This window comes from Halarchaeum rubridurum, assembly GCF_014647115.1.
GTDB classification, from domain to species: Archaea; Halobacteriota; Halobacteria; order Halobacteriales; family Halobacteriaceae; genus Halarchaeum; species Halarchaeum rubridurum.
Window position 1 is genome coordinate 22,492 of record NZ_BMOO01000001.1, and the last position, 20,257, is coordinate 42,748.

General features: G+C 70.1%; 17 protein-coding genes. 10 read left to right on the forward strand and 7 right to left on the reverse strand.

The annotated features are described in order from the left end of the window. Positions 1 to 61: 61 nt before the first annotated feature. The 5 genes from IEX84_RS00140 (at position 62) to IEX84_RS00160 (ending at position 6,416) form a co-directional block, all read left to right on the forward strand. Positions 62 to 1,012 carry a zinc-dependent metalloprotease gene (locus tag IEX84_RS00140; RefSeq protein ID WP_188868953.1) on the forward strand — a complete coding sequence of 317 codons (951 nt, stop codon included), beginning with the start codon at positions 62 to 64 and terminating at the stop codon, positions 1,010 to 1,012. 117 nt (positions 1,013 to 1,129) lie between these two features. Beyond that, positions 1,130 to 2,374, forward strand: coding sequence for a glycosyltransferase (locus IEX84_RS00145; RefSeq protein ID WP_188868954.1), 1,245 nt, complete (start codon positions 1,130 to 1,132; stop codon positions 2,372 to 2,374). 37 nt (positions 2,375 to 2,411) lie between these two features. Further along, positions 2,412 to 5,099, forward strand: coding sequence for an AAA domain-containing protein (locus IEX84_RS00150; protein WP_188868955.1), 2,688 nt, complete (start codon positions 2,412 to 2,414; stop codon positions 5,097 to 5,099). Beyond that, on the forward strand, positions 5,100 to 5,855 hold the full coding sequence (locus IEX84_RS00155; RefSeq protein WP_188868956.1) for an MBL fold metallo-hydrolase: 756 nt from the start codon (positions 5,100 to 5,102) through the stop codon (positions 5,853 to 5,855). It begins immediately after the preceding gene. A 129-nt stretch (positions 5,856 to 5,984) separates the two neighbouring features. Beyond that, the gene (locus tag IEX84_RS00160) at positions 5,985 to 6,416 is read left to right on the forward strand and encodes a DUF6789 family protein (RefSeq protein WP_188868957.1); all 432 of its coding nucleotides are present in this window, start codon (positions 5,985 to 5,987) and stop codon (positions 6,414 to 6,416) included. Between the two features lie 13 nt (positions 6,417 to 6,429). Here the strand turns inward: IEX84_RS00160 and IEX84_RS00165 are convergent, their stop codons facing one another. Both IEX84_RS00165 and rqcH read right to left on the reverse strand, forming a co-directional pair. Beyond that, positions 6,430 to 7,497 carry an mRNA surveillance protein pelota gene (locus IEX84_RS00165; protein WP_188868958.1) on the reverse strand — a complete coding sequence of 356 codons (1,068 nt, stop codon included), beginning with the start codon at positions 7,495 to 7,497 and terminating at the stop codon, positions 6,430 to 6,432. 77 nt (positions 7,498 to 7,574) lie between these two features. Continuing rightward, the gene (gene rqcH / locus IEX84_RS00170; protein ID WP_188868959.1) at positions 7,575 to 9,743 is read right to left on the reverse strand and encodes a ribosome rescue protein RqcH; all 2,169 of its coding nucleotides are present in this window, start codon (positions 9,741 to 9,743) and stop codon (positions 7,575 to 7,577) included. A gap of 136 nt (positions 9,744 to 9,879) precedes the next feature. Between rqcH and IEX84_RS00175 the strand changes: the two genes are divergently transcribed. Then, positions 9,880 to 10,824 carry a ketopantoate reductase family protein gene (locus IEX84_RS00175; RefSeq protein WP_188868960.1) on the forward strand — a complete coding sequence of 315 codons (945 nt, stop codon included), beginning with the start codon at positions 9,880 to 9,882 and terminating at the stop codon, positions 10,822 to 10,824. Positions 10,825 to 11,029: 205 nt separating this feature from the next. On the opposite strand, the gene IEX84_RS00180 is transcribed toward IEX84_RS00175, so the two are convergent. From IEX84_RS00180 to IEX84_RS00190, 3 genes are all read right to left on the reverse strand, one after another. Further along, positions 11,030 to 12,688, reverse strand: coding sequence for a tRNA uridine(34) 5-carboxymethylaminomethyl modification radical SAM/GNAT enzyme Elp3 (locus tag IEX84_RS00180; protein ID WP_188868961.1), 1,659 nt, complete (start codon positions 12,686 to 12,688; stop codon positions 11,030 to 11,032). A 57-nt stretch (positions 12,689 to 12,745) separates the two neighbouring features. Beyond that, positions 12,746 to 14,851, reverse strand: coding sequence for a DHH family phosphoesterase (locus IEX84_RS00185; RefSeq protein WP_188868962.1), 2,106 nt, complete (start codon positions 14,849 to 14,851; stop codon positions 12,746 to 12,748). A gap of 113 nt (positions 14,852 to 14,964) precedes the next feature. Beyond that, complete coding sequence (locus tag IEX84_RS00190; protein WP_188868963.1) at positions 14,965 to 15,915, reverse strand: A/G-specific adenine glycosylase; 951 nt, start codon at positions 15,913 to 15,915, stop codon at positions 14,965 to 14,967. A 103-nt stretch (positions 15,916 to 16,018) separates the two neighbouring features. Here IEX84_RS00190 and IEX84_RS00195 point away from each other — a divergent pair, with 103 nt between their 5' ends. Continuing rightward, positions 16,019 to 16,345 carry a hypothetical protein gene (locus IEX84_RS00195; protein ID WP_188868964.1) on the forward strand — a complete coding sequence of 109 codons (327 nt, stop codon included), beginning with the start codon at positions 16,019 to 16,021 and terminating at the stop codon, positions 16,343 to 16,345. A gap of 156 nt (positions 16,346 to 16,501) precedes the next feature. Next, complete coding sequence (locus IEX84_RS00200) at positions 16,502 to 17,692, forward strand: AI-2E family transporter (protein WP_188868965.1); 1,191 nt, start codon at positions 16,502 to 16,504, stop codon at positions 17,690 to 17,692. Here IEX84_RS00200 and IEX84_RS00205 read toward each other — a convergent pair. Next, entirely contained in the window at positions 17,689 to 17,946 is a 258-nt protein-coding gene (locus IEX84_RS00205; protein ID WP_188868966.1) for a hypothetical protein, read from the reverse strand. The two genes, IEX84_RS00200 and IEX84_RS00205, sit on opposite strands and share 4 nt — an antisense overlap. Before the next feature lie 72 nt (positions 17,947 to 18,018). On the opposite strand from IEX84_RS00205, the gene IEX84_RS00210 reads away from it, so the two are divergent. Beyond that, positions 18,019 to 18,255: a helix-turn-helix domain-containing protein gene (locus IEX84_RS00210; protein ID WP_188868967.1), complete on the forward strand. Its 237-nt coding sequence runs from the start codon at positions 18,019 to 18,021 to the stop codon at positions 18,253 to 18,255. 57 nt (positions 18,256 to 18,312) lie between these two features. Next, complete coding sequence (locus IEX84_RS00215; RefSeq protein WP_188868968.1) at positions 18,313 to 19,878, forward strand: SLC13 family permease; 1,566 nt, start codon at positions 18,313 to 18,315, stop codon at positions 19,876 to 19,878. A gap of 17 nt (positions 19,879 to 19,895) precedes the next feature. Here the strand turns inward: IEX84_RS00215 and IEX84_RS00220 are convergent, their stop codons facing one another. Next, positions 19,896 to 20,171 carry a PadR family transcriptional regulator gene (locus tag IEX84_RS00220; protein ID WP_188868969.1) on the reverse strand — a complete coding sequence of 92 codons (276 nt, stop codon included), beginning with the start codon at positions 20,169 to 20,171 and terminating at the stop codon, positions 19,896 to 19,898. Positions 20,172 to 20,257 lie beyond the last annotated feature (86 nt).

Sequence of the window (20,257 nt, forward strand, 5' to 3'; positions counted from 1 at the left end):
GGCCTGACGACGCGCGTCGGGTGAGGACAAGGCCTATCCCGACACGGCACCGATTTCGGATATGACGCTTCTCGACAGCGCCCGTGCGGTCGCGGGTGCGTCCGGCGACGACGCCGTCGACTGGGCGGCGGTCGCCGACGCGGCGAAGGGCGCGACCGACCCCGGCGCGCTCGACCTCGCGCCCGCCGACCGCGAGGGGTACGCGAGCGACGTGCGGGCGGCGCGCGCGCGCATCCGGCACGTCTCCGGGCTCGACTTCGACGTCCCGGAGACGGTGGACGTGCAGAACCGCCATCACTGGATCGACGCGAACGTCGAGACGTTCCGCCGGGCGTTCGCGCCGCTCGAACGCGAGGCGACCTTCCCGGGCGTCGCGCGCACGCTCAACACCGCGACGACCGCCGGGACGCTCTCCTTCGTCGCCAGCCGCGTGCTCGGGCAGTACGACCCGCTCTTGCTCGCGGAGAGCGACGACCATCGGCTCTACTTCGTCCACCCGAACATCGTCGGCGCGGCGAGACAGATGGACGTCGCCGTCCCCCGCTTCCGGCGCTGGATCGCCTTCCACGAGGTGACGCACGCCGCGGAGTTCGGGGCCGCGCCGTGGCTCGGCGACCACCTCGAAACGCGCCTGCGCGAGGGCGTCGAGGGGCTCTCCGAGGCCGAACTCCACGCGGACGCCTTCAGCGAGCTCGTGACGACGATGACCGCCGTCGAGGGGTACGCCGAACTCCTGATGGACCGGGCGTTCGACGACTCCTTCGACGACCTCCGGCGGAAGCTCGACGAGCGCCGCGAGGCCGAGGGACCGCTCGGGGGCCTCCTCAAGCGCCTCCTCGGCTTCCACCTCAAACGCGAGCAGTACGAGCGCGGGAAGGCGTTCTTCGACGCCGTCGCGGACGCCCGCGACGTCGAGACGGCCGGGCTCGTCTGGGAGTCCCCGGAGCACCTCCCGAGCGACGCCGAGCTCGACGAGCCGATGCGCTGGGTCGCCCGCGTCGCCGGGAACTGAGCCGCCCGCGTCGCCCGGAGCCGAAAACCGAGCGCGGTGAGTGTCGACGACCCGCCCGACCGGCGCGCGCCCCGGAGATACGAATACTCAAGTCCCGAACGCGTCTGACGTCCGCTCATGGCGTCAGCGTCGCAGACACTACTCGTCGGCCTCATCGTCCTCCTCTGGGCCGCGCTCATCCTCTACGGCTCGTCCGTGCTGTGGTGGCTCGTCGAGGTCCTCGTGCTCCGCTCGTCCGTCCACGACCCCGAGGACGAGGCGTTCGCGCACGACCTCGACGAGGTGCAGGTGCGGATACTCACCGTCGACGCGGCGGAGGTCGTGCAAGCGACGGTGAACAGCGTCCCGGACGCGGTCGACGACGTCCACGTTATCGCCGAAGCCCCCATCGACGTCGAGGGCGCGGCGGTCCACGTCGTCCCCGAGTCGTTCGACTGCGTGGCGACGAACAAGGGCCGGGCGATCGAGTGGGCGCGACGCGAGGTGCCCTGCGAGCGCGAGTACGTCTGCTACCTCGACGAGGATACGCTCGTCACGTCGTTCACGGGTCTCCCGGACGCCGACGTCGTGCAGTTCACGGAGAAGCCCATCTACACGGGGTCGCGGCTCACCTACGTCTGCGAGGTCTTCCGCGTCGGCTACCAGACGGAGCAGGTCGGCTTCGACAGCCTCCGCTACCCGCTCTACGCGTGGGGCGGCGGCATCGCCTTCCGCCACGAACTGGAGGACGCCGTGACGTGGGACGCCGCGACCGTCACCGAGGACACGAACTTCGTCTGGCGGGCCGCCGACCACGTCGACCTCGACTTCGCCGTCGTGGACGCGCGCTTTCGCAATCAGGCCCCGCCGTCGCTGAAGGCGATGGTCAAACAGCGCCGCCGGTGGCTCTCCGGGACGATGCAGGACGACACGCTCCCCGCGACCTACGTCCCGCTCGCGTTCACGCGCGTCGTCGCGTGGGCGTTCAGCCCCCTCGTCCCCTTGCTCGTCGTCGCCGCGTACCTCGTGCCGGGGAGCGCGCCCGGCCTCCGGCTCTACGGGCTCGTCTCGACGGCCCTCCTCTGCGTCCTCTTCTGCTACACCGCGCTCGGCTGTCGCGCCTACGACAAACACCCGCTCGTCTGGCCGGTCTTCCTCCTCGCGACGCCGCTCGCCGTCGTCCTCCACGCCGTCGGCGCGTTCTGGGGCGTTATCGACCCCGTCGAGACCTTCGAGGTGACGGAGAAGGTGACCCCGGAGACCATCGAGGACACCCACGAGACATTGGCGCGCGGCGACATCGCCGCGCACGACGGGACGGGGCGGCTCGTCGCGGCGCACGCCGACCGCGAGGACGTCGGCTGGCAGCTCTTCGACGATTAGCGACAGCGTTTTTCGCCGGCCGCGACTACCACCGTGCGTGACTATCCGGGGCGACGTGACGGCCGTCGGCGACGGGCGTACGGTCAGCACGCAGTACGGCGAGCGCGACCTCGTCGAGGTGACGGTCGAGCCGGGCGACGCCCCGCCCCGAACCCTGACGCTCTGGGGGAAGTGGACGGAGACCGCCGACTACCTCGAACCCGGGATGGAGCTCCTCCTGACCGACCCCGAGGAGCGCGAGTGGAACGGCGAGACGCAGTACGCGACCTCGAAGGGGTCGTACGTCGTCGTCGAACCCGACTACCTCGTGGACGTGACGGACATCCGGGAGTGGGTGCAGTGTCCCCGCCAGTACTACCTCTCGAAGCTCTCCGGACTCCCGCTCAAATACCCCGTGGCGAAGGGGACGCTCGTCCACGAGGTCTTCGGCGACCTCCTGCGCGGGCGGGACCTCGAGGCCGCCATCGACGACGCCGTCGACGACGCCGGCCTCGAACTCGGCCTGCTGGGCGAGGACCCCGAGAGTGTCCGCGAGGAGGTCCACCAGCACGCCGCCGCCATCGAGGGGTGGCTGAATCAGGGCCTCCTCACCGAGGACTCCGCGGCTGACGCCGCGTCGTCTGAGCGTGCCGGCTGGCACGTGGACGACGACTGGCGCTCCGAGTACACCCTCATCTCCGATACGTTCGGCATCAAGGGCCGCTGTGACGCGATTCGCCGGGGGATGCCCGTCGAGTTGAAGACGGGGAAGAACACGAACCGCGACCCGCGCTTCCACGACAAGATTCAGGCGGCCTGCTACGCCCTCATGCTGGAGGAGCGCGGCGTCGAGGCCGACACCGGAACCCTGCTCTACACGAAGAACGCCGCGGTGGACAGAGCAGAAGAGAGCGGCGACCTCTCGCCCGCGAAGGAGTTCTCCATCGGCCCCGGGCTGTTGGAGTTCGTCGTCCGCTCGCGCAACCGCCTCGCGGCGATGGAGCACGACATGACGGTGCCGACGGGGAAGGAGTCGAACGCGAAGTGCGAGTACTGCTTCTCGCAGGACGCCTGCATGGTCGTCTCCGGCCGGCTGAATCAGGAGTCGAAGGCCGGCCAGATCGGCTCGATGCTCCCCGAGGACGAACGCGACTACTTCGAGGAGCTCTACGAGGCCGTCGAGGCCGAGCGCCGCGAGATACACGCTGAGTACGCGAAGCTCTGGAAGCAGTCACCCGAGGAGCGCGCGGACGACGACCGGGCCGTCATCGACCTCGACCCGGACGGCCGCGAGGAGCTCGTCGACGGCCGCTGGCGGCTGCGCGCGCGACGCCCCGCCGCGGCGTCCTCGAAGATACGCGAGGGCGACCGCGTGCTCGCCAGCGACGGCGACCCCGTGCACGGCACGGCGGAGATGGGCCGCGTCGAGCGCCTCGACGAGGAACGGGTGGTCGTCACGACGGACGAACCGCTCACCCTTCGACGCCTCGACGTCTACCCCTCGGAGCTCTCCGTCTCCCGGATGCTGACGGCGCTCCACGACTTCGTGCTGAAGGGCGACGACCGCCGGAAGGACGTCCTCTTCGGCCGCGCGGAGCCGTCCTTTAGCGACGAGACGCGCGACGTCGTCCCGAACAACGAGGCGCAGAACGCGGCGGTGAATCGCGCGCTGAACGCCGAGGACTTCGCGCTCATCCACGGCCCGCCGGGGACGGGCAAGACGTACACCATCGCCACGCTCGTCCGCGAGTTCGTCGCGCGCGGCGAGCGCGTCCTCCTCTCGGCGTTCACGAACCGCGCGGTCGACAACGCCCTGGAGGCCGTCGAGGAGCAGGGCGTCACGGACGTCGTCCGCGTCGGCACCGAGACCGGCGTGCGCGAGGACATGCGCGAGCACCGCTTGGAGAACGCCGGGGGGCCCCACGAGCAGGCCGACAGACTCGGCGCGGCGTCGCTCGTCGCCGCGACGACGGCGACCTGCGGGTCGCGCGTGATGCGCTCGCAGTCCTTCGACGTCGTGCTGGTCGACGAGGCGAGTCAGCTCACCGAGCCGGGCGCGCTCGCGGCTCTCAACCGCGGTGCCAGGTTCGTCCTCGTCGGCGACCACCACCAGCTCCCGCCGGTCGTGCAGGCGGGCGGCCGGCTCACGACGTCGCTCTTCGAGCGCCTCATCGACGAGCACCCCGAGGCGGGCGTCCTGCTGGAGAGCCAGTACCGGATGCGCCAGCGCATCCAGGCGTTCTCCTCGACGGAGTTCTACGGTGGGAAGCTCCGCCCGGCGAGCGGCGAGGTGGCGACGCAGTCGCTCGCGGACCTCGGCGTCAGTACAGAGAACGTCGTGGACGGCGTCGGCTTCGAGCAGGTGACGGGGACGACGGACGCCCACGTCGACCCCGCGGAGGCCGAGCGCGTCGCGGAGGTCGTCGCCGACTACCGTGCGGCCGGTCTCGACGCCGGCCAGATCGGCGTCATCGCGCCCTTCCGCGCGCAGGTCGGGGAGATCGGCCGGCGCGTCCCCGAGGGCGTCGCCGTCGACACCGTGGACCGCTTCCAGGGCTCCGCGAAGGAGGTCATCGTCGTCTCGTTCGTCGCCACCGGTAGCTTGGACGGCCCGATATTCGAGGATTACCGAAGACTGAACGTCGCGCTCTCGCGCGCGAAGAAGGCCCTCGTGCTCGTGGGCGATTCCGCCGCCCTATCGAGCGACGACTTCTACGCGCGGATGCTCAACTGGGCGCGGCGATAGATGCGGGCGACGGTCCTCGGGACGGGGAGCGCGCTCCCGGACGGCGAACGCGCCCAATCCGGCCTGCTCGTCCGCGACGGCGCGACGCGCATCCTCGTCGACTGCGGGAGCGGCGTCCTCGAACGCCTCGCGCGCACCGAGACCGGCGTGACGGGACTCGACGCCGTCTGCCTCACGCACGGCCACGTCGACCACGTGAGCGACCTCCTCCCCCTGCTGAAGGCGCGGTGGCTCGCGGACTGCGCCGACGCGCTCCCCGTCGTCGGCCCGCCGGGAACGACCGAGTTGGTCGACGGCCTGCTCGACGTCCACGACTACCTCGCGGGCCGCGTCCGCGTCGATGCACGCGATATCGCCGGCGGCGCGTTCACCCTCGTCGACCTCGACGTCGAGACGTACGAGACCGCGCACTCGACGTCGATGCGGTCGTTCGCGTACCGGTTCGGCGACGCGCTCACGGTGAGCGGCGACACACCCGCGGACCCCGGACTCGCGGCGTTCGCGGCCGGGACGACGCTCGTCCACGACTGCTCGTTCCCGGACGGCCACGCGAGCGACGGGCACGCGACGCCGCGCGAACTCGGGCGCGTCCTCGCGGGACGGAACTACCACGGCGTCTCCCTCACGCACCGCTATCCCGACGCGGAGGCGGCCGGCGACGCGCTCGTCGCGGGCGTCCGCGAGCACTACGACGGCGACGTGACCGTCGCGCACGAGGGCGAGACGATACGGTGTGGCCCGACCGACACCGGGTGAGCGCCACGCGATTCGCGCGTCGCTCGCCTCCGACTCGCACACGACGCGCCCGTCCCTCCGCCAGAACGCGCCGTCGCGCCCGCGCGCCCCCGCAGCGGTCTTTTTCCCCTCACGGCGCGTAGCTGACGTATGCGTGACGAACTGAGCACTATCGCTGGTGGCGTTGCCGGGACCGCCGGACTCGTGGCCGTCCTCTTCGCCGGGGAGGTGCTGACCGGCTATCGCGCCCGCCCGTTCGAGGCGCTCGGGGCGTTCGTCGGCGCGCAACCCGACCCCGCCACCGGCTTCCTGCTGTTCGCCGCCATCGGCGTCTTCGCGTGGCCGGTCGTCTACCTCAGCTTCCGCGAGTACCTCCCGGGGGACGTGCCGGGCGTCCGCGGTGCGGTCTTCGCCGTCCCGCTCTGGATCGGCTACGCCGTCGTCTTCGGCCTCGGTGCCGGCGCGAGCGGGTCGCTCGTCGGCTTCCTCCTCGTGACGCTCGTCGCGCACCTCGTCTACGGCGGGCTCCTCGGGTTCGTCGCCGTCCGCCTCGGTGACGGCGGCTTCGACGCGACCGTCTGAGGCCCGAGGCCCGTCAGTTCAGCCGGTAACGGAGCAGCGCCGCGATTCCACCGAGGTTGCGCAGGCGCTCGCCGGGCGCGAACTCGTGGCTGAACACGGTGACGTCGCCGCCCTGGCGCTCGACGCTCGTGATGACCTCGTTCACGTCGACGTCCCAGTCGCCCTCGCCGGCGCGCTCCTTGCGGAGGCGTTCGTCGAGGACGAGCAGCGTCTCCACCGCGCCGAAGTCCGCGGCCTTCGCCACCTCCTCGACGCCGTACGCGACGGGTTCGTCCGTTCCGAGGCGCTCCATCAGCTCGTCGATCAGCTCCGACTCCTCGGCGATTCTCGTCTCGGCCTGCACGTCCTCGACCGCGCCGCGCTTCAGGACTTCGTGGACGCCGCGCCCGCCCGCCGCGGACGTGTCGACGGTCGTCACGCGCTCGACGAAGTCCATGTTCTGCTCGTCGAAGTAGTCGAGGGCGTCCTGCTTCGTGAACCCCGGGCCGGCGAGGATGACCGCGTCCGGGTCCATCCGTTCGAGGGCTTGGCCGAGTTCGGCGAACAGTTCCTCGCGCCCGCGGGCGTACTCGCCCTTCCCCGTCGTGCCCGTGAACGACCCGGACTCCTCGACGCCGTACTGTTGGACGGTGTGAATGTACGCCTCGCCCTCCTCGACGGTGGCGATGGCGACGTCGGGTTGGTCCGCCGTCTCGACGGCCTCCTCGACGCGCTCGATCTGGTCGGGCTGCCACAGCTTCGTGACCGTGAGCTCGTCGAACTCCTCGACGTTCAGCGTGTGGTGGAGGCCGAGTTGGTCCTCGCGCGAGCAGTCCGCGATGACGCCCGAGACGCGCAGGCGGTTGGCGAACTTGTGGAACTCGACGTCCTCGACGTCGAGGGCGATCCACATGGGCTCGCGCTCCCCGCCCGTGTCGCGCATCTGGTCGTCCGCGCGCTGGATGCGCCGGGTCGTGTCGCCCGACACCCGGTCCCCGGGTTCGAGGACGTACGCGAGGTGCCAGAGGTCGTCGAGGCTCTCCGGGACGAGCGTGATCCGCTCCGCCCCGCCCTCGCGCGCCTCGCGCTCCTTGATCTGCATGGCTCACCGTCGGGCGCGAGCGGCCTTGTGTCCTCTGCTCCGAGCGCGTCGCCGACGAACGCGGCTCGACGACGCCGTCACTCGTCGGCGATCCGGCTCCCGCCCGGCGGCATGAACTTCTGAATCTCGTCCGGCGAGGCGACCTTCCGGACGAAGGACTCGTCCGCGAAGCGCTCGCGGAACGTCCTGTACACGCGCTTGGCGGCGTCGCCCTGCGCGAACTTCCCGGGTTCGAGGGCGACCGTCGTCTCCGCCTGCCCCTCGATGGCCGACGGCGGCCCGCCGACGACGCGCGTCGAGGGCTCGCAGGTGATACCCACCGCACAGCCGACGGGCGTGTTCTCGAAGTACGTCCGGTCGCCGCGAATCGTGAAGCCGCCCTTCGAGAGGTACTCGCCCGACTCGGCCGTCTTCGACACCTGGTCGGGCATCACCATGTAGGCGTCGCCGGCCCCGCGGCCGTCCTTCCAGACGGAGGAGTACGTGACGGCGAACTGCGCGGCCTCCTCCAGGGAGCGCTTGGGCACCTCGATGTCCTGCGAGGGCTCGCTCGGCGCGGAGGTCTTGAGCACCGTCACGGGCCCGCCGTGGGCCTGCGCGTGGAAGAAGCGGTCGTAGCCGTCCATGTACTTCTCCACGATCTCCTCGTTCTGGTCGGCGTTCCGGCCGCCGATGACGAGGAACCCGTCACTGGTGCGGAACCACCGGAAGCGGTCGTACCACTGCTCCTGTTTGCGCACCGGAATCGAGGCCCGCGAGAGCCAGTCGACGTCCTCGGGCTCCTCGTCTTCGTCCTCCTCGTCCTCGTGTTCCTCCTCGCTCCACTCCTCGCGGCGCGCCTGCCACTGTTCGAGCTCCTCGCGGGTGTTCTCGATGGCCGCGAGCGCGCCCTCCTTCTTCTCCTCGACGCGTTTGGCCTCCCGATAGAGCGCGTCGGCGTTCTTCTCGACGCCCGCGTCGGGGTCGAGGCCGATGGTGTGACCGTCGAGTTCGAGGCGCACGAGGCCGTTCTCGGGGTCGACGCCGACGACGTGCTCGGCGGCCTCGATGCCCTGCTCTCTGCCCTGCTCGAAGCGCTCCTCGACGTCGTCCCAGCCGTAGCCCGCGGCGAGCGCCTCGCGGACCGTCGAGAGCACGTCGTCCACGAGGTCGTAGCGCTCGTAGAGGAGTTCCGCCTTCTCGCGCTCCGTCTCCGCTTGCTCCTCGAAGTTCGAAATCGCGCCCTCCTGCTGTTCGATGATGCGCTTTCGTTTCGCGATCTCCTCCTCGAAGGCGGGCTTGCTCGTCGTCTCCTCCGACCCCTCGTCGGCCTCGGTTTCGAGGTTCGTGAAGTAGTCGTCGAGCGCGGCGTTGAAGGAGTCGAACGCCTCCGCGGGGAGGTCGGCGCGCTCCTCCAGCGGGAGGGGCGTCACGTCGACGCGACGGCCCCGCTCGCTCTCCTCGCCCGCACCGTCCGCACCGTCCGCGCCGTCCGCTGCGTCTTCGGCGTCCTCGGCGCGCTCGTAGTAGACCCGGGGGTCGGTGCGGCCGGCCTTCACGTCGTCGAGGAGGCGCTCGGTCGCGTCGTAGAGCGCCTCGAAGTCCGACTCGTCGGCCTCCGAGATGTCCTTCGTCTTCTCGACGCCGGCGCGCGTGCAGAGCTCCTCGCCGTAGAGCCCGCCGAAGTTCAGTTGCGTCGCCACCGTCCGCACGAGGTCGGTGTCGGACTGACGCATCCGCTCGGCGAACCCCTCGTAGTCGAGTTCGAGGGGGTTCACGCGCGACTGCGGGAAGCCGTACTGGCTCCCGGGCGCGACCGTCCGGGACTTCAGACGGACGGTTTCGAGGCTGTCGACGACCTCGCCGTTCTGGTCGAGCACCGCGATGTTGCCGTCGCCGAACAGTTCGGCGACGATGGTCGTGTCCTGGTCCTCGCGGCGGAACTCGAACTCCAGGATGCGGTCGAAGCCGTGCTGGCGCACCTCGTGGAGGTTCGCCCCCGAGAGGCGATTGCGAAGCATCTTGGCGAAGTTCGGGGGGCGACCGGGCGCGTTCGGCACGTGCTCTGGGCGCGCGACGTTCGCGCGCTTCGTCTCCCCGACCTCGACGAGGAGTTCGACGCGACCCTCGTCGAAGTCCCGCATCTTGAGGCGGACGAGGTCGTCGCCGTAGAGATAGGCCTTGTCGACCACCGCGCCCGAATAGCCGTTCAGCTCGGCCGTGAGGGCGACGAGGTCGACGCTCGTCAGTTCCCGTTTCTCGTCCATGATACCGTCACTAGCGGGGTGGTGCCCTTTTGTACTGCGGTCTACGCGGGCTCGGAGAGTCCGCGGAACGAGCGAGCGCCCCGCTCGCGTCGCCGACTCCCCTACCTCTTTGCCGTCCCGCGACGACGACCCCGACATGGAGATCGCAGTCTACGGCGCGGGCGGCGTCGGCGCGTACTACGGCGGCCGCCTCGCCCAGCAGGGCCACGACGTCACGTTCATCGCGCGCGGGGAGCACCTCGACGCGCTCCGCGAGGACGGCCTGACGGTCGAGAGCGTCGCGGGCGACTTCGCGGTCGACTGCCCGGCGACGGACGACCCGGCGGCGGTCGGCGAGGTCGACCTCGTGCTCTTCTGCGTGAAGTCCTTCGACACCGCGGACGCGGCGGCGGCGCTCGACGCGATGCTCCGCCCGGACTCCGCGGTGCTCTCCCTGCAGAACGGCGTCGACAACGAGGACGTGCTCGCGGACGTCGTCGGCACGGAGCGCGTCTGGGGCGGCGTCACCTACATCTTCAGCACGATCAAGGCCCCCGGCGTCGTCGAGCACACCGGCGGGCCCGCCCGCATCATCTTCGGGCAGTACCACGACATCGCCGACGAAGCCCCGGCGCGCCCGGCGCTCGCGGACGACTTCCGCGACGCCTGCGAGGACGCGGCGGGGATGCGCGCGGACTACACGGACAGCGTCCACGCGACGCTCTGGGACAAGTTCGCGCTCATCTGTGCGCAGGCGGGACTCACCGCCGCCACGCGCCAGCCGTTCGGCGTCATCAACGACACGGAGGAGACGTGGGCGCTCTACCGGCGCGTCATGGAGGAGGTCGTTTCCGTCGCGCACGCGGAGGGCGTCCGCTTCGACTGGGACCCCGTGACGAAGTGGCTGGACGCGATGGCGTCGATGGACAACGACGAGAACTACTCCAGTCTCCACTACGACCTCACGCACGGCAAGCGCATGGAACTCGACGCGCTCCACGGGAGCGCCGTGCGGCGCGCCGACGAACAGGGCGTGGACGTCCCCGCGGTGGAAACCATCAACGCCATCCTCCGCCCGCAGGCCGACGCGAACGAGCCCTGAGGCGGGGCGACCACGGACCAGTCGGGTTCATCCCGGATGGCGACCCCACCGCGATTCGTGCCCTGAGAACGAGACGCGGGTCGCCGCGCGAAACGCGACGGCGAGCGGCCCGCGCGGACGGATAGCGCCGTCGTGTTCGCCGACCGTTTGCCGCGCTCGCGGTCACTCGCTACGTTCGCGGCCGCGGACCGCTAGCGCTCCGCGCTCACAGCTTCTTCACCACGTACGGCCCGTCCTGGTGGTAGCCGAGTTTGCGCTTGTAGTACTGGCGCGCGCCGATGCCGGAGATGACGGCGAGCTTCCCGTAGCCGGCGTCGCGGGCGCGTGCTTCGGCCTCGCGCATCAGCCGCCGGCCGTAGCCGCGGTGTTGCTGGTCGCCGTCACCGCTCTCCTCGCCGACGCTCACGGCGTCGCCGTAGACGTGGAGTTCGCGCAGGAGCGCGGCGTTCGCCAGTTCCTCGCGTGCCACCTCGTCCGGGAAGCGCAGGCGCGCGAAGCCGACGAGCAGGTCCTTCTCGAAGTCCTCGAAGCTGATGAACTGCTCCGTCCCGCCGGCGGCCTCGTACTCGATAGTCCCGAGCTCGACGGTTTCGGGGTCCTCGTCGTTCATCCCGACCTCGCGACAGCGGATGCAGGAGCACTCCCATCCGTGCTCGTCCATCTTCTGCCACGCGAGCTGTCGGAGGTTCGACTTCCAGACGCCGGCGTCGATGAAGTCCGCGGGGATGTCGCGCTGGACGCGCTGGAGGCGGACGTACCGCGGGAGGTCCTTCATCACGCGCGCGACGAGCTCGGCGGCCTGCTCGTTCTGCAGGGGCTCGAAGTCGTCGCGTCGCCACTGGTCGTAGACGCGCGTCCCGCGCACGACGAGCGTCGGGTAAATCTTCAGGTAGTCCGGGCGCCACTCGGGGCGCTCGAAGAGCTGCCGGAAGTCCTCCTCGACCATCCGCTCGGTCATCCCGGGTTGGCCCGGCATCATGTGGAAGCCGACCTTGAACGCCGCGTTTCGCAAATTTCTGTTCGCGTCGATGGACGCCTGGTTGCCGTGGCCCCGATGCATCTCCCGGTTGATGCGCTCGTACGTCGTCTGGACCCCCACCTCGACTTTCGTCCCGCCGAGGTCGAGCATGCGGTCTATCTGCTCGGGGTCGCACCAATCGGGCTTCGTCTCGAACGTCGTCCCGATGTTCCGGATGTCGCCGAACTCGTTCTCGGTCTTGACGTCCTCGAGGTACGAGAACTCGTACTCCGCCTCGCTCTGGGCGAACGAGACGCCCTCGGCGGGCGCGGGCTCGACGTCGAGGTCGTGGTCGTTGAGGGCCTCGAGACAGCGCTTCACGAACCACTCCTGGTAGTCGTGCGAGCGCGCGGTCATCGTCCCGCCCATGATTATCAGCTCCACTTTGTCGACGGGGTGGCCGATCTCGCGGAGTTGGTTGAGCCGCAACGTCACCTGCCCGTAGGGGTCGTAGTCGTTCTGCTCGCCGCGCGCCGCCGCGGGCTCGTGGCCCGTGTAGGACTGGGCGCTCCCGAACTCGCTCGCGGGGCCGCCCGGGCAGTAGAGACACTTCCCGTGCGGGCAGAGGTGCGGGCTCGTCATCACCGCGACGGGCGCGACGCCGGAGGCGGTGCGGACGGGCTTGCGCTGGAGGACCTCCTCCAGTTCCTCGCGGCGGCCATCGGGGGCGTGGTCGAGCAGGTCCGTGTGTTTGGGTACCTGCGCGACGGAGTGCTCCGAACAGACGTCGAGTTTCGCGCTCTCGACGTCGCCCTGCCCGACGTCGCCCGCGAGGATGCGCGAGACGAGGTCCTCGCACGCCGCCGCGAACGCCTCGTCCTCGCCGCTCTCGGCCTCGCTACTCATTGGGCGTGAATCAGCCGACCACGACGCAAAAACGTATCGTTGGGGGTGCGCGTCGAGTCAGTCGAACTGCTCGGCGAGCGCCTCGACGGCGGCGTCGACGACCGCGTCGCGTTCGCCGCTGAGGAACTCGATGCGGCCGTCCTGCGCGCCGCGCGGGACGACGCCGGCCTCGGGGAGGTCCGCCTTGAGCGTCTCGCCGACCGCGCGGACGTCGAGGTCACCCGTCGAGCGAACGCGGAGTTCGTCGCTGTCCGCGCCCACGAGGACGTAGTCGCCGTCGGCGCGCTCGCGGTGGAGCGCGTCGAGGAGGAGCGCGACGGGCGGGAAGTCGTAGCGGTGCGTGTACTGGTCGACGTCGAGGACGTCGAGCGTCACGTCGCCGTCGACGTCGCGCGCCTCGAGATGGGGTTCGGCCGTCTCGAACTCGGTTTCGAGCTTCTCACGGAACTGCTCGCCGACGTGGCCGACGAGGCCGGTGTGGGATTCGTCCCAGAGGAGGTCGATGACGATCTCGCGTTTGTCCTCGTAGGCCTGGTAGAAGGCCTCCAGAGCGAGCGCGTCGCGGACGTTCTCGACGGTGTCGCGGTCGTAGCCGGCCTCGGCGGCGAGTTCGGCGTAGACGTCCGGCGTGTCCGCCCAGAACGGCACGGCGGGGAGGTGCGCGAGGTCGTCGCGGACCTCGTCGTTCACGATGCCCGCGAGGTGCGTGGCGAGCACGCCCGTCGAGACCGGTTCGGCGTCGTGTTGGGTCGGAGAGACGAGGACGTCCGCGGCGTCCGCGGCCTCGCCGTCCGCGTAGCCGCCGTCGAGGGCGACCGTCGGGGCGTCGTACTGCGCGAGGAGGCCGAGTCCGTCCGTGGACTCGCGGGTGCTCCCCGTGCCGACGAGGACGAACAGCGGGTGTTTCTCGTCGTGGCGGTCCGCGGCCTGGAGCATCGAGGTGACGTCCTTCGTCGCGTCGTCGAGCGTGTAGAAGCCGTCGTCGAGCGGACGCCGGTCGACGTAGTGGTACTCGGCGTCGCTCGCGGTGTGTTCGGCGCGGACGAGCGGGAGGACGGCGCGCTCGATGGCGGCCCCGCCGACGTACCCCTCGACGTCCGCGGTGTGACGGACGATGACGGGGCGCGACTGGATGATGGCGCGGCGAATCTCGGTCGCGGCGTCGACGAGGTCGTCGTGGACGACGTCGACCGCGGTGTCCTGCACGAGCAGCGTCTCGTCGTCGGGCGTCGCGCGCTCCGTGACCTCGGCCTCGCGGCGCTCGTGGACGGCGCTCGCCTCCGAACCCGTCAGCACGTCGAGCTCCTCGGTCTCCAACTGGAGTTCGCCGTGGTGGCGCTCGACCTCGCCGACGAGGCGGACGACGTCGCCGGCCTCGACCTCCGGGTAGGCCCGGACGCCGGCTTCGACGAACGCCGCGGCGTCGACGGTGCCCGTCTCGTCGGTCAGCTCGAAGACCGTCGGGCCGGACGTCTGGCGGACGCCGGTAACCTCGGCCTCGACGGCGACGAGCTCGCCGACCTCGGCGTCGAGGGCGTCGATGGGGACGCGGACGACCTCCTCGGGCTCGGGTTCGTCCGATGCTGTTTCGGTCTCCGTGTCTGCGTCAGTCGCCGACTCGTCCGCGCCCGACTCGTCGCCCGTCTCGGCCTGGTGCTCGTCCGTCGACGGCTCGCGCTCGCCGTGGCTCGCACTCTCCGCGGCCTCCTCTTCGGGCTCCTCGGTCTCGTCCGCCGTGTCCGGCTCGGACGCCGCGGGCGGCGCTTCGTCCTCGGCCTCTGGGAGCTCGGCGTTCGTCGGTGCGTCCGGGTCGTCGACGAGCAGCCCGCGGAACTCGCGTTCGGACTGGCGAATCGACCACGCGAGGTCGACGTTCCCGTTGCCGTGGACGTCCTCGACCTCGACGTAGACGGTGTCGCCGGACTCCCAGTCGAGCGCCTCGAGGCGCTGGGGTATCTCGCTCTTGTGCAGGAGACCGGTGACGTTGTCGCCGATGTCGACGAAGACGCCGAACTCGGCGAAGCCGTCGACGTGCCCCTCGTAGAAGCGACCCGGCGTGAGCTGTTCGGGCGTGGAACCGCGGAACTCGAAGACGACGTCCTCCTCGTGCGTCTCGCAGATGTATCCGTCCGTGGAGGCGCCGCAAATGATACACGAACCCATTTAGCGGTGAGAAGTCCCCCGCCCCTAAACGACTGTCGAAACCACGCGCGCCGGACGCGTCCGCGAACGACCCCGCCGAGCGTCGTCGTTCGACGACCGTGCGAGGGCGACGGTCAGCGCAGCCGCGCGACCGGCTCGCCGTCGCGTTCGTCGAGCGCCGCGAGGCCGTCGTCGGCGAGGTCGGCGACGAGGTCGCGCAGCCACTCGCGGCCGTGCTCGCCCTCGGGCGTGTAGTCCACGCGGACCTTCGGGCCGAGGGCGTCGAGCGCGAGCTCGTCGTGGTTCGAGAGCGCCTTCACGACCCGCCCGCGCATCTGCCGGCGCGACCCCTCGAATTCGGGTTGCGTCGGGACGTCGGGCGCGGTGAAGTCCCCGCTCTCGTAGGCGTGACACCACGTCCGCCACGGACAGCCGGCCTCGTCGCACGACGGGGTCTTCTCGCAGGCCACGCCACCGAGCTCCATCATCGCGTTGTTCCAGACCCGCGACTCGCCCGCGGGCATGAGCGCGCCCGCGACGACCGCGAAGGCCTCGTCGTCGTCGGGGACGTCGAAGGCGCGGTAGAGCACGCGCTCGACGTTCGTGTCCACGACGGCGTTCCCGTTGTCGAACGCGAACGACGCGACGGCGTTCGCGGTGTAGGGGCCGACGCCCATCAGCTCCTCCAGTTCGTCGGGCTCCGCGGGGAACGAGCCGTCGTACTCCGCGACGACCTGCTCGGCGGCCTCGTGGAGGTAGCGCGCGCGGTTGTTGTAGCCGAGCGAGTGGCCCGTCCAGAAGCCGACGACGTCGCCGCGCTCGGCGGCCGCGAGGTCGTGGACGGTCGGCCACCTATCGAGGAACTCGTGCCACGCCGTCTCGACGCGCCCGAGTTGGGTCTGCTGGCTCATCACCTCGGAGACGAGTATCTCGTAGGCGTCCGTCGTCTCGCGCCACGGGAACGAGCGGTGGTCGTCCTCGTACCACGAGACGAGGGCGTCGCGGACGGCGTCGAGGTCCGCCGGGAGGTGCGTCCGCGGGTCGTCGTCGCCACCCTGGTCAGCCGTCGCGTCCGCGTCGCTCATGCGCGTCTCTCGTGGCGGCGCGCGCTTGAGGGTGGCGACACGCGCCGGGCCGCGACGCCGCCGAACCCCAATCGCCTTCCCGACGCCGCGCGAGGTGCCGGACGTGACCCTCGACGACCTCGTCGACGACGTCCAGGCGACGAACCGCGAGCTGAAGGACGCCGACTTCGCCCTCGACAGGGAGTCCCGGACCGAACTCGCCATGCTCGTCGCCGCCCTCGACCCCGAGGAGTCGGACGAGCTCGTCCGGCGCGCGATACACGCGCTCTTCGACTCCTACGTCCAGTCGGGCAAGCTCGACTTCAACCTCCGGAGCGCGTACGACGCCACCTACGACGAGTACCTCGCGGGGATGAGCTACGACGAGATGGCCGGCGGCCGCCAGGAGTTCCCGCAGGACGACGACGAGGGCCGGCGCTACCAGTACTAGCCCCCTCCGTTTCGGCCCCGACGACGGGTGACGTGTCGGCGCACGGCGCGGCGGTGTCCCGGTTCGTGCGACCCGGGAGCGCGGTGGACGGGGACGGTCGCGGTGGCGGGACGCCGAGCACGTGGGTTTTTGGGAGCGGCCCACCGAGTCGGCGCCATGAGCACGACGTGGGACGTCGACCGTTCGCGGCTCGGCTGGTGGGCGATGGCCGTCGTCTTCGCGGGCGTCCTCGCGTTCGTCGTCTACTCGTTCGTCGGGACGTTCGTCTTCGGCGTCTTCCTCTACTACGCCGTCCGGCCGGTCTACCGGCGGCTCCGCCACCGTATCCGGCCGCCGACGCTCGCCGCGATGGTGAGCCTGCTCGTCTTCGCCCTGCCGGCGCTCCTCCTGTTGGCGTACGCGTTCGCCATCGGCCTCCAGGAGCTCAACGTCTACTTGAGCACGCACCCGGACAGCTTCCAGCAACTGGAGAGCGTGCTCGCGCCGTACGTCGACGTCGCCAGCATCGCCCGCGACCCGCAGTCGATACTCGCCTCGGAGGACGCGCTCGCGGCCCTCCAGGGGGCGATTCGGGCCGCACAGGGCTACCTCGGCTTCTTCGGGAGCGTCGCGCTCCACACGTTCGTGACGCTCGTCATCGCGTTCTACTTGCTGCGCGACGACGCGCGCCTCGCCTCGTGGTTCCACCGGCGCTTCGACGACGCGGAGGGCGTCGTCCACGCGTACGCGAAGCGGGTCGACGGGGACTTCTCGAACATCTTCTTCGGGAACATCCTCAACGCGGTCATCACGGCGATTATCGGCGCCATCTCGTACAGCCTCCTCGACTACGTCGCGCCGGCGGGCGTCGGCGTGCCCTATCCCGCGCTCCTCGGGGTCCTCACGGGCGTCGCCAGCCTCGTCCCCGTCGTCGGCATCAAACTCGTCTACGTCCCCGTCGCCGGCCTGCTCGCGGTGCGCGCGGCGAGCGCCGGCCCGGAGACGTTCTGGTTCCCCGCGCTGTACGTCGCCGTCTCGTTCGTCATCGTCGACGTCGTCCCCGACCTCGTCTTGCGCCCGTACGTCTCCGGGCGGAACCTCCACCTCGGGATGGTGATGCTCGCGTACATCTTCGGGCCGCTCCTCTTCGGGTGGTACGGCATCTTCCTCGGGCCGATGCTCCTCGTCCTCGTCGTCCACTTCGTCCGCCTCGTCCTCCCCGAACTCCTCGCGGGCGCGCCCATCGAACCAGAGGCGGTCGGCCCGTCGACGACGACCGCCGGGACGGTGCAGACTTCCCTGGACGAGGTCGCACAGGGCGGCGACGCGGGCGGTGACGCGGGTGGCGGCGGGGACGTCGACGACTAATCGAGCGCCGTCCCGTCGCGCGGGCAGTAGCGCACGTCCGGGTCGTCCGTCCGAAAGCCACAGTCGGGACACCTGCGGACCGCGGGGCCGTCGCCCGCCTCGGCGTCGCCCCGGTCGCGGAGGCCGCGGAAGAGCAGCGGGACGAACGGGATGGCGATGAAGAAGACGAACCAGCCGGTGGCGTAGTAGATGGCGGCGCTGAGCGCCAGCGAGGCGACGAGGCCGACGACCGCGGTGGCGAGGCGGGAGTTCACGCCCGGCGCGTAGGGACGGGAGCGCTTTGGCCGTGACGGATGACTTATGGTGGTCGGTCGTCGCCACCCGATATGTGCGACGTCGACGCCGGGGCAGTCTCCCCGCGGGCGTGGCGACTGCTCCGGGTCGCGGCGGGCTACGACCAGCGGGCGGTCGAACGCGAACTCGACGGCATCAGGCAGGCGCATATCTCGATGCTGGAGTCCGGGTCGCGCTCGCTCAGCCACGAGCGCCGCCGCGCACTCCTCGCGCTCTACGCGACGGAGCTCGAGGCGGCCCAAGTCGAGGCCATCGTCACGCACTTCTGAGTGCGGCCACACACCGTTAATGATTAACCGTCTGGTTCGTAACGTGGCCGTGTATCAATGATACGCCCAGACGTCTCGACCGCACGCGGCCGTGTCACCGTCTTCGGTATCGCGGTGGTCGCAACCGTCCTCGTCGCGCTCGCACCGACGCCCACGGGGCTCTCGATTGCCGGGAAGTACGCCATCGCCACGATGGTGTTCGCCGGCATCTGCTGGGTGACCGGCGCGCTCCCGCTCGCCGTCACCGCCCTGTCGATACCCGTGTTGCTCACCGCGTTCGGCGTCTACGGTGACATCGACGCCGCGCTCGCACCGTTCGCAGACCACCTCATCTTCCTCTTCATCGCCGGCTTCATGCTGGCGAACGGCCTCCAGAAGTACGACATCGACCGCCGCGTCGCCCTCTGGCTCATGGCGACGATGGGCTCCTCGCCGCGCAAACTCGTCGGCGCGGTGATGATCGCCACGGCGTTCTTCTCGATGTGGGTCTCCAACACCGCGACCTCCGCGATGATGGCGCCCATCGCCGTCGGCGTCCTCACGCAGGTCATCGGCCGCGAGAAGCTGATGGAGCAGACGGACGACGGCGAGTTCACGAACATTCAGGTCTCGATGCTGCTCGGGACCGCGTACGCCGCCTCGGTCGGTGGCGTGGGCACCCTCATCGGGACGCCGCCGAACGCCATCGTCGCCGGCCAGCTCCAGCAGCTCCTCAACTACGAGATCACCTTCTTCGACTGGCTCCTGATCGGCATCCCCATCGTCCTCATCACGCTCCCGGTCGTCTGGTTCGTCCTCACGTACGTCCTCTTCCCGCCGGACGTCGACGACGTGAGCGGGGCGCGCGAGGAGGCCCGGCGGTACCTCCGCGAGGAGGGCGACCTGCCCCGCGAGGGCCGAATCGTCGCCGGCATCTTCGGCGTCACCGCGCTCCTCTGGGTCGTCGGCGGCCTCGGCGACTTCCTCCAGCCGTACATGAGCCCCGTCACGTACACGACGGTCTTCGGCGGCTCCGGTGAGACGCTGTTCGGCACGACGAGCGGCCACCAGGGCCTCCTCTACTACGTGATGGTCGGCCTCTACGCGATTCCCGCCCTCGTCCTCTTCGACACGATGGAGTGGGAGGAACTGGAGGACATCGACTGGGGCACCATCCTGCTGTTCGGCGGCGGCCTCTCGCTGGCCGCCGGCTTCGCGGAGACGGGCGCGACGAAGTGGATCGCCGAATCCGTCTTCAACGCCCTCACGGGCGCGCCCATCGTCGCCATCGTCTTCGTCGTCACGCTCCTCGTCATCTTCCTCACGGAGATGACGTCGAACACGGCGACGGCGACCATCATCGTCCCCGTCCTTATCAGCCTCGGCGGCGTGCTCGCGGCGACGCTCGGCCTCGCGGACTACGCGGCCGCCATCTTCCTCGCCGTCTCCGGCGCGGTCGCCGCCTCCTTCGCGTTCGCGCTCCCGGTGGCGACGCCGCCGAACGCCATCGTCTTCGGCAGCGGCTACCTGAAGCAAAAACACATGATGCGCGCGGGCGTCGTGCTCAACCTCGTGATGACGGCCGTGCTGACCGTCCTCATCTACGCGCTCTTCCGGTTCGTCTGGCCGGTCGTCCTCTGGTAGGACGCCGACGAACCCCCTTAGAAGTCGACGTACTGGTCCTCCCACTCGCGGCGCGCTTCGAGTTCGCGCCGACCGCGGCGGGTGAGCGAATAGTAGTTCGTCCGCTGGTCGAGTTGGCCCTTATCGACGAGTCCCTTCTCGACGAGCGTGTCGAGGTTCGGGTAGAGTCGTCCGTGGTGGACCTCGCTCTCGTAATACTCCTCCAGTTCCTCCTTGAGCGCCAGTCCGTGCGGCTCCTCCCCCCCGGCGATGACGTACAAGAGGTCTCGCTGAAATCCTGTCAGGTCATTCATACTGGTCCTCTCTGAAGGCGGTTAGTTCGCCTATTGTATAACTCTGCTGTACTTAGACGGCTCGAACCCACCTCCTAATATACTGA

Bases quoted from the DNA above. Each gene is read 5' to 3' on its own strand.
- IEX84_RS00140 (WP_188868953.1), top strand. From the start codon at position 62: ATGACGCTTCTCGACAGCGCCCGTGCGGTCGCGGGTGCGTCCGGCGAC.
- IEX84_RS00145 (WP_188868954.1), top strand. From the start codon at position 1,130: ATGGCGTCAGCGTCGCAGACACTACTCGTCGGCCTCATCGTCCTCCTC.
- IEX84_RS00155 (WP_188868956.1), top strand. From the start codon at position 5,100: ATGCGGGCGACGGTCCTCGGGACGGGGAGCGCGCTCCCGGACGGCGAA.
- IEX84_RS00160 (WP_188868957.1), top strand. From the start codon at position 5,985: ATGCGTGACGAACTGAGCACTATCGCTGGTGGCGTTGCCGGGACCGCC.
- IEX84_RS00165 (WP_188868958.1), bottom strand. From the start codon at position 7,497: ATGCAGATCAAGGAGCGCGAGGCGCGCGAGGGCGGGGCGGAGCGGATC.
- rqcH (WP_188868959.1), bottom strand. From the start codon at position 9,743: ATGGACGAGAAACGGGAACTGACGAGCGTCGACCTCGTCGCCCTCACG.
- IEX84_RS00175 (WP_188868960.1), top strand. From the start codon at position 9,880: ATGGAGATCGCAGTCTACGGCGCGGGCGGCGTCGGCGCGTACTACGGC.
- IEX84_RS00180 (WP_188868961.1), bottom strand. From the start codon at position 12,688: ATGAGTAGCGAGGCCGAGAGCGGCGAGGACGAGGCGTTCGCGGCGGCG.
- IEX84_RS00185 (WP_188868962.1), bottom strand. From the start codon at position 14,851: ATGGGTTCGTGTATCATTTGCGGCGCCTCCACGGACGGATACATCTGC.
- IEX84_RS00190 (WP_188868963.1), bottom strand. From the start codon at position 15,915: ATGAGCGACGCGGACGCGACGGCTGACCAGGGTGGCGACGACGACCCG.
- IEX84_RS00200 (WP_188868965.1), top strand. From the start codon at position 16,502: ATGAGCACGACGTGGGACGTCGACCGTTCGCGGCTCGGCTGGTGGGCG.
- IEX84_RS00210 (WP_188868967.1), top strand. From the start codon at position 18,019: ATGTGCGACGTCGACGCCGGGGCAGTCTCCCCGCGGGCGTGGCGACTG.
- IEX84_RS00215 (WP_188868968.1), top strand. From the start codon at position 18,313: ATGATACGCCCAGACGTCTCGACCGCACGCGGCCGTGTCACCGTCTTC.
- IEX84_RS00220 (WP_188868969.1), bottom strand. From the start codon at position 20,171: ATGAATGACCTGACAGGATTTCAGCGAGACCTCTTGTACGTCATCGCC.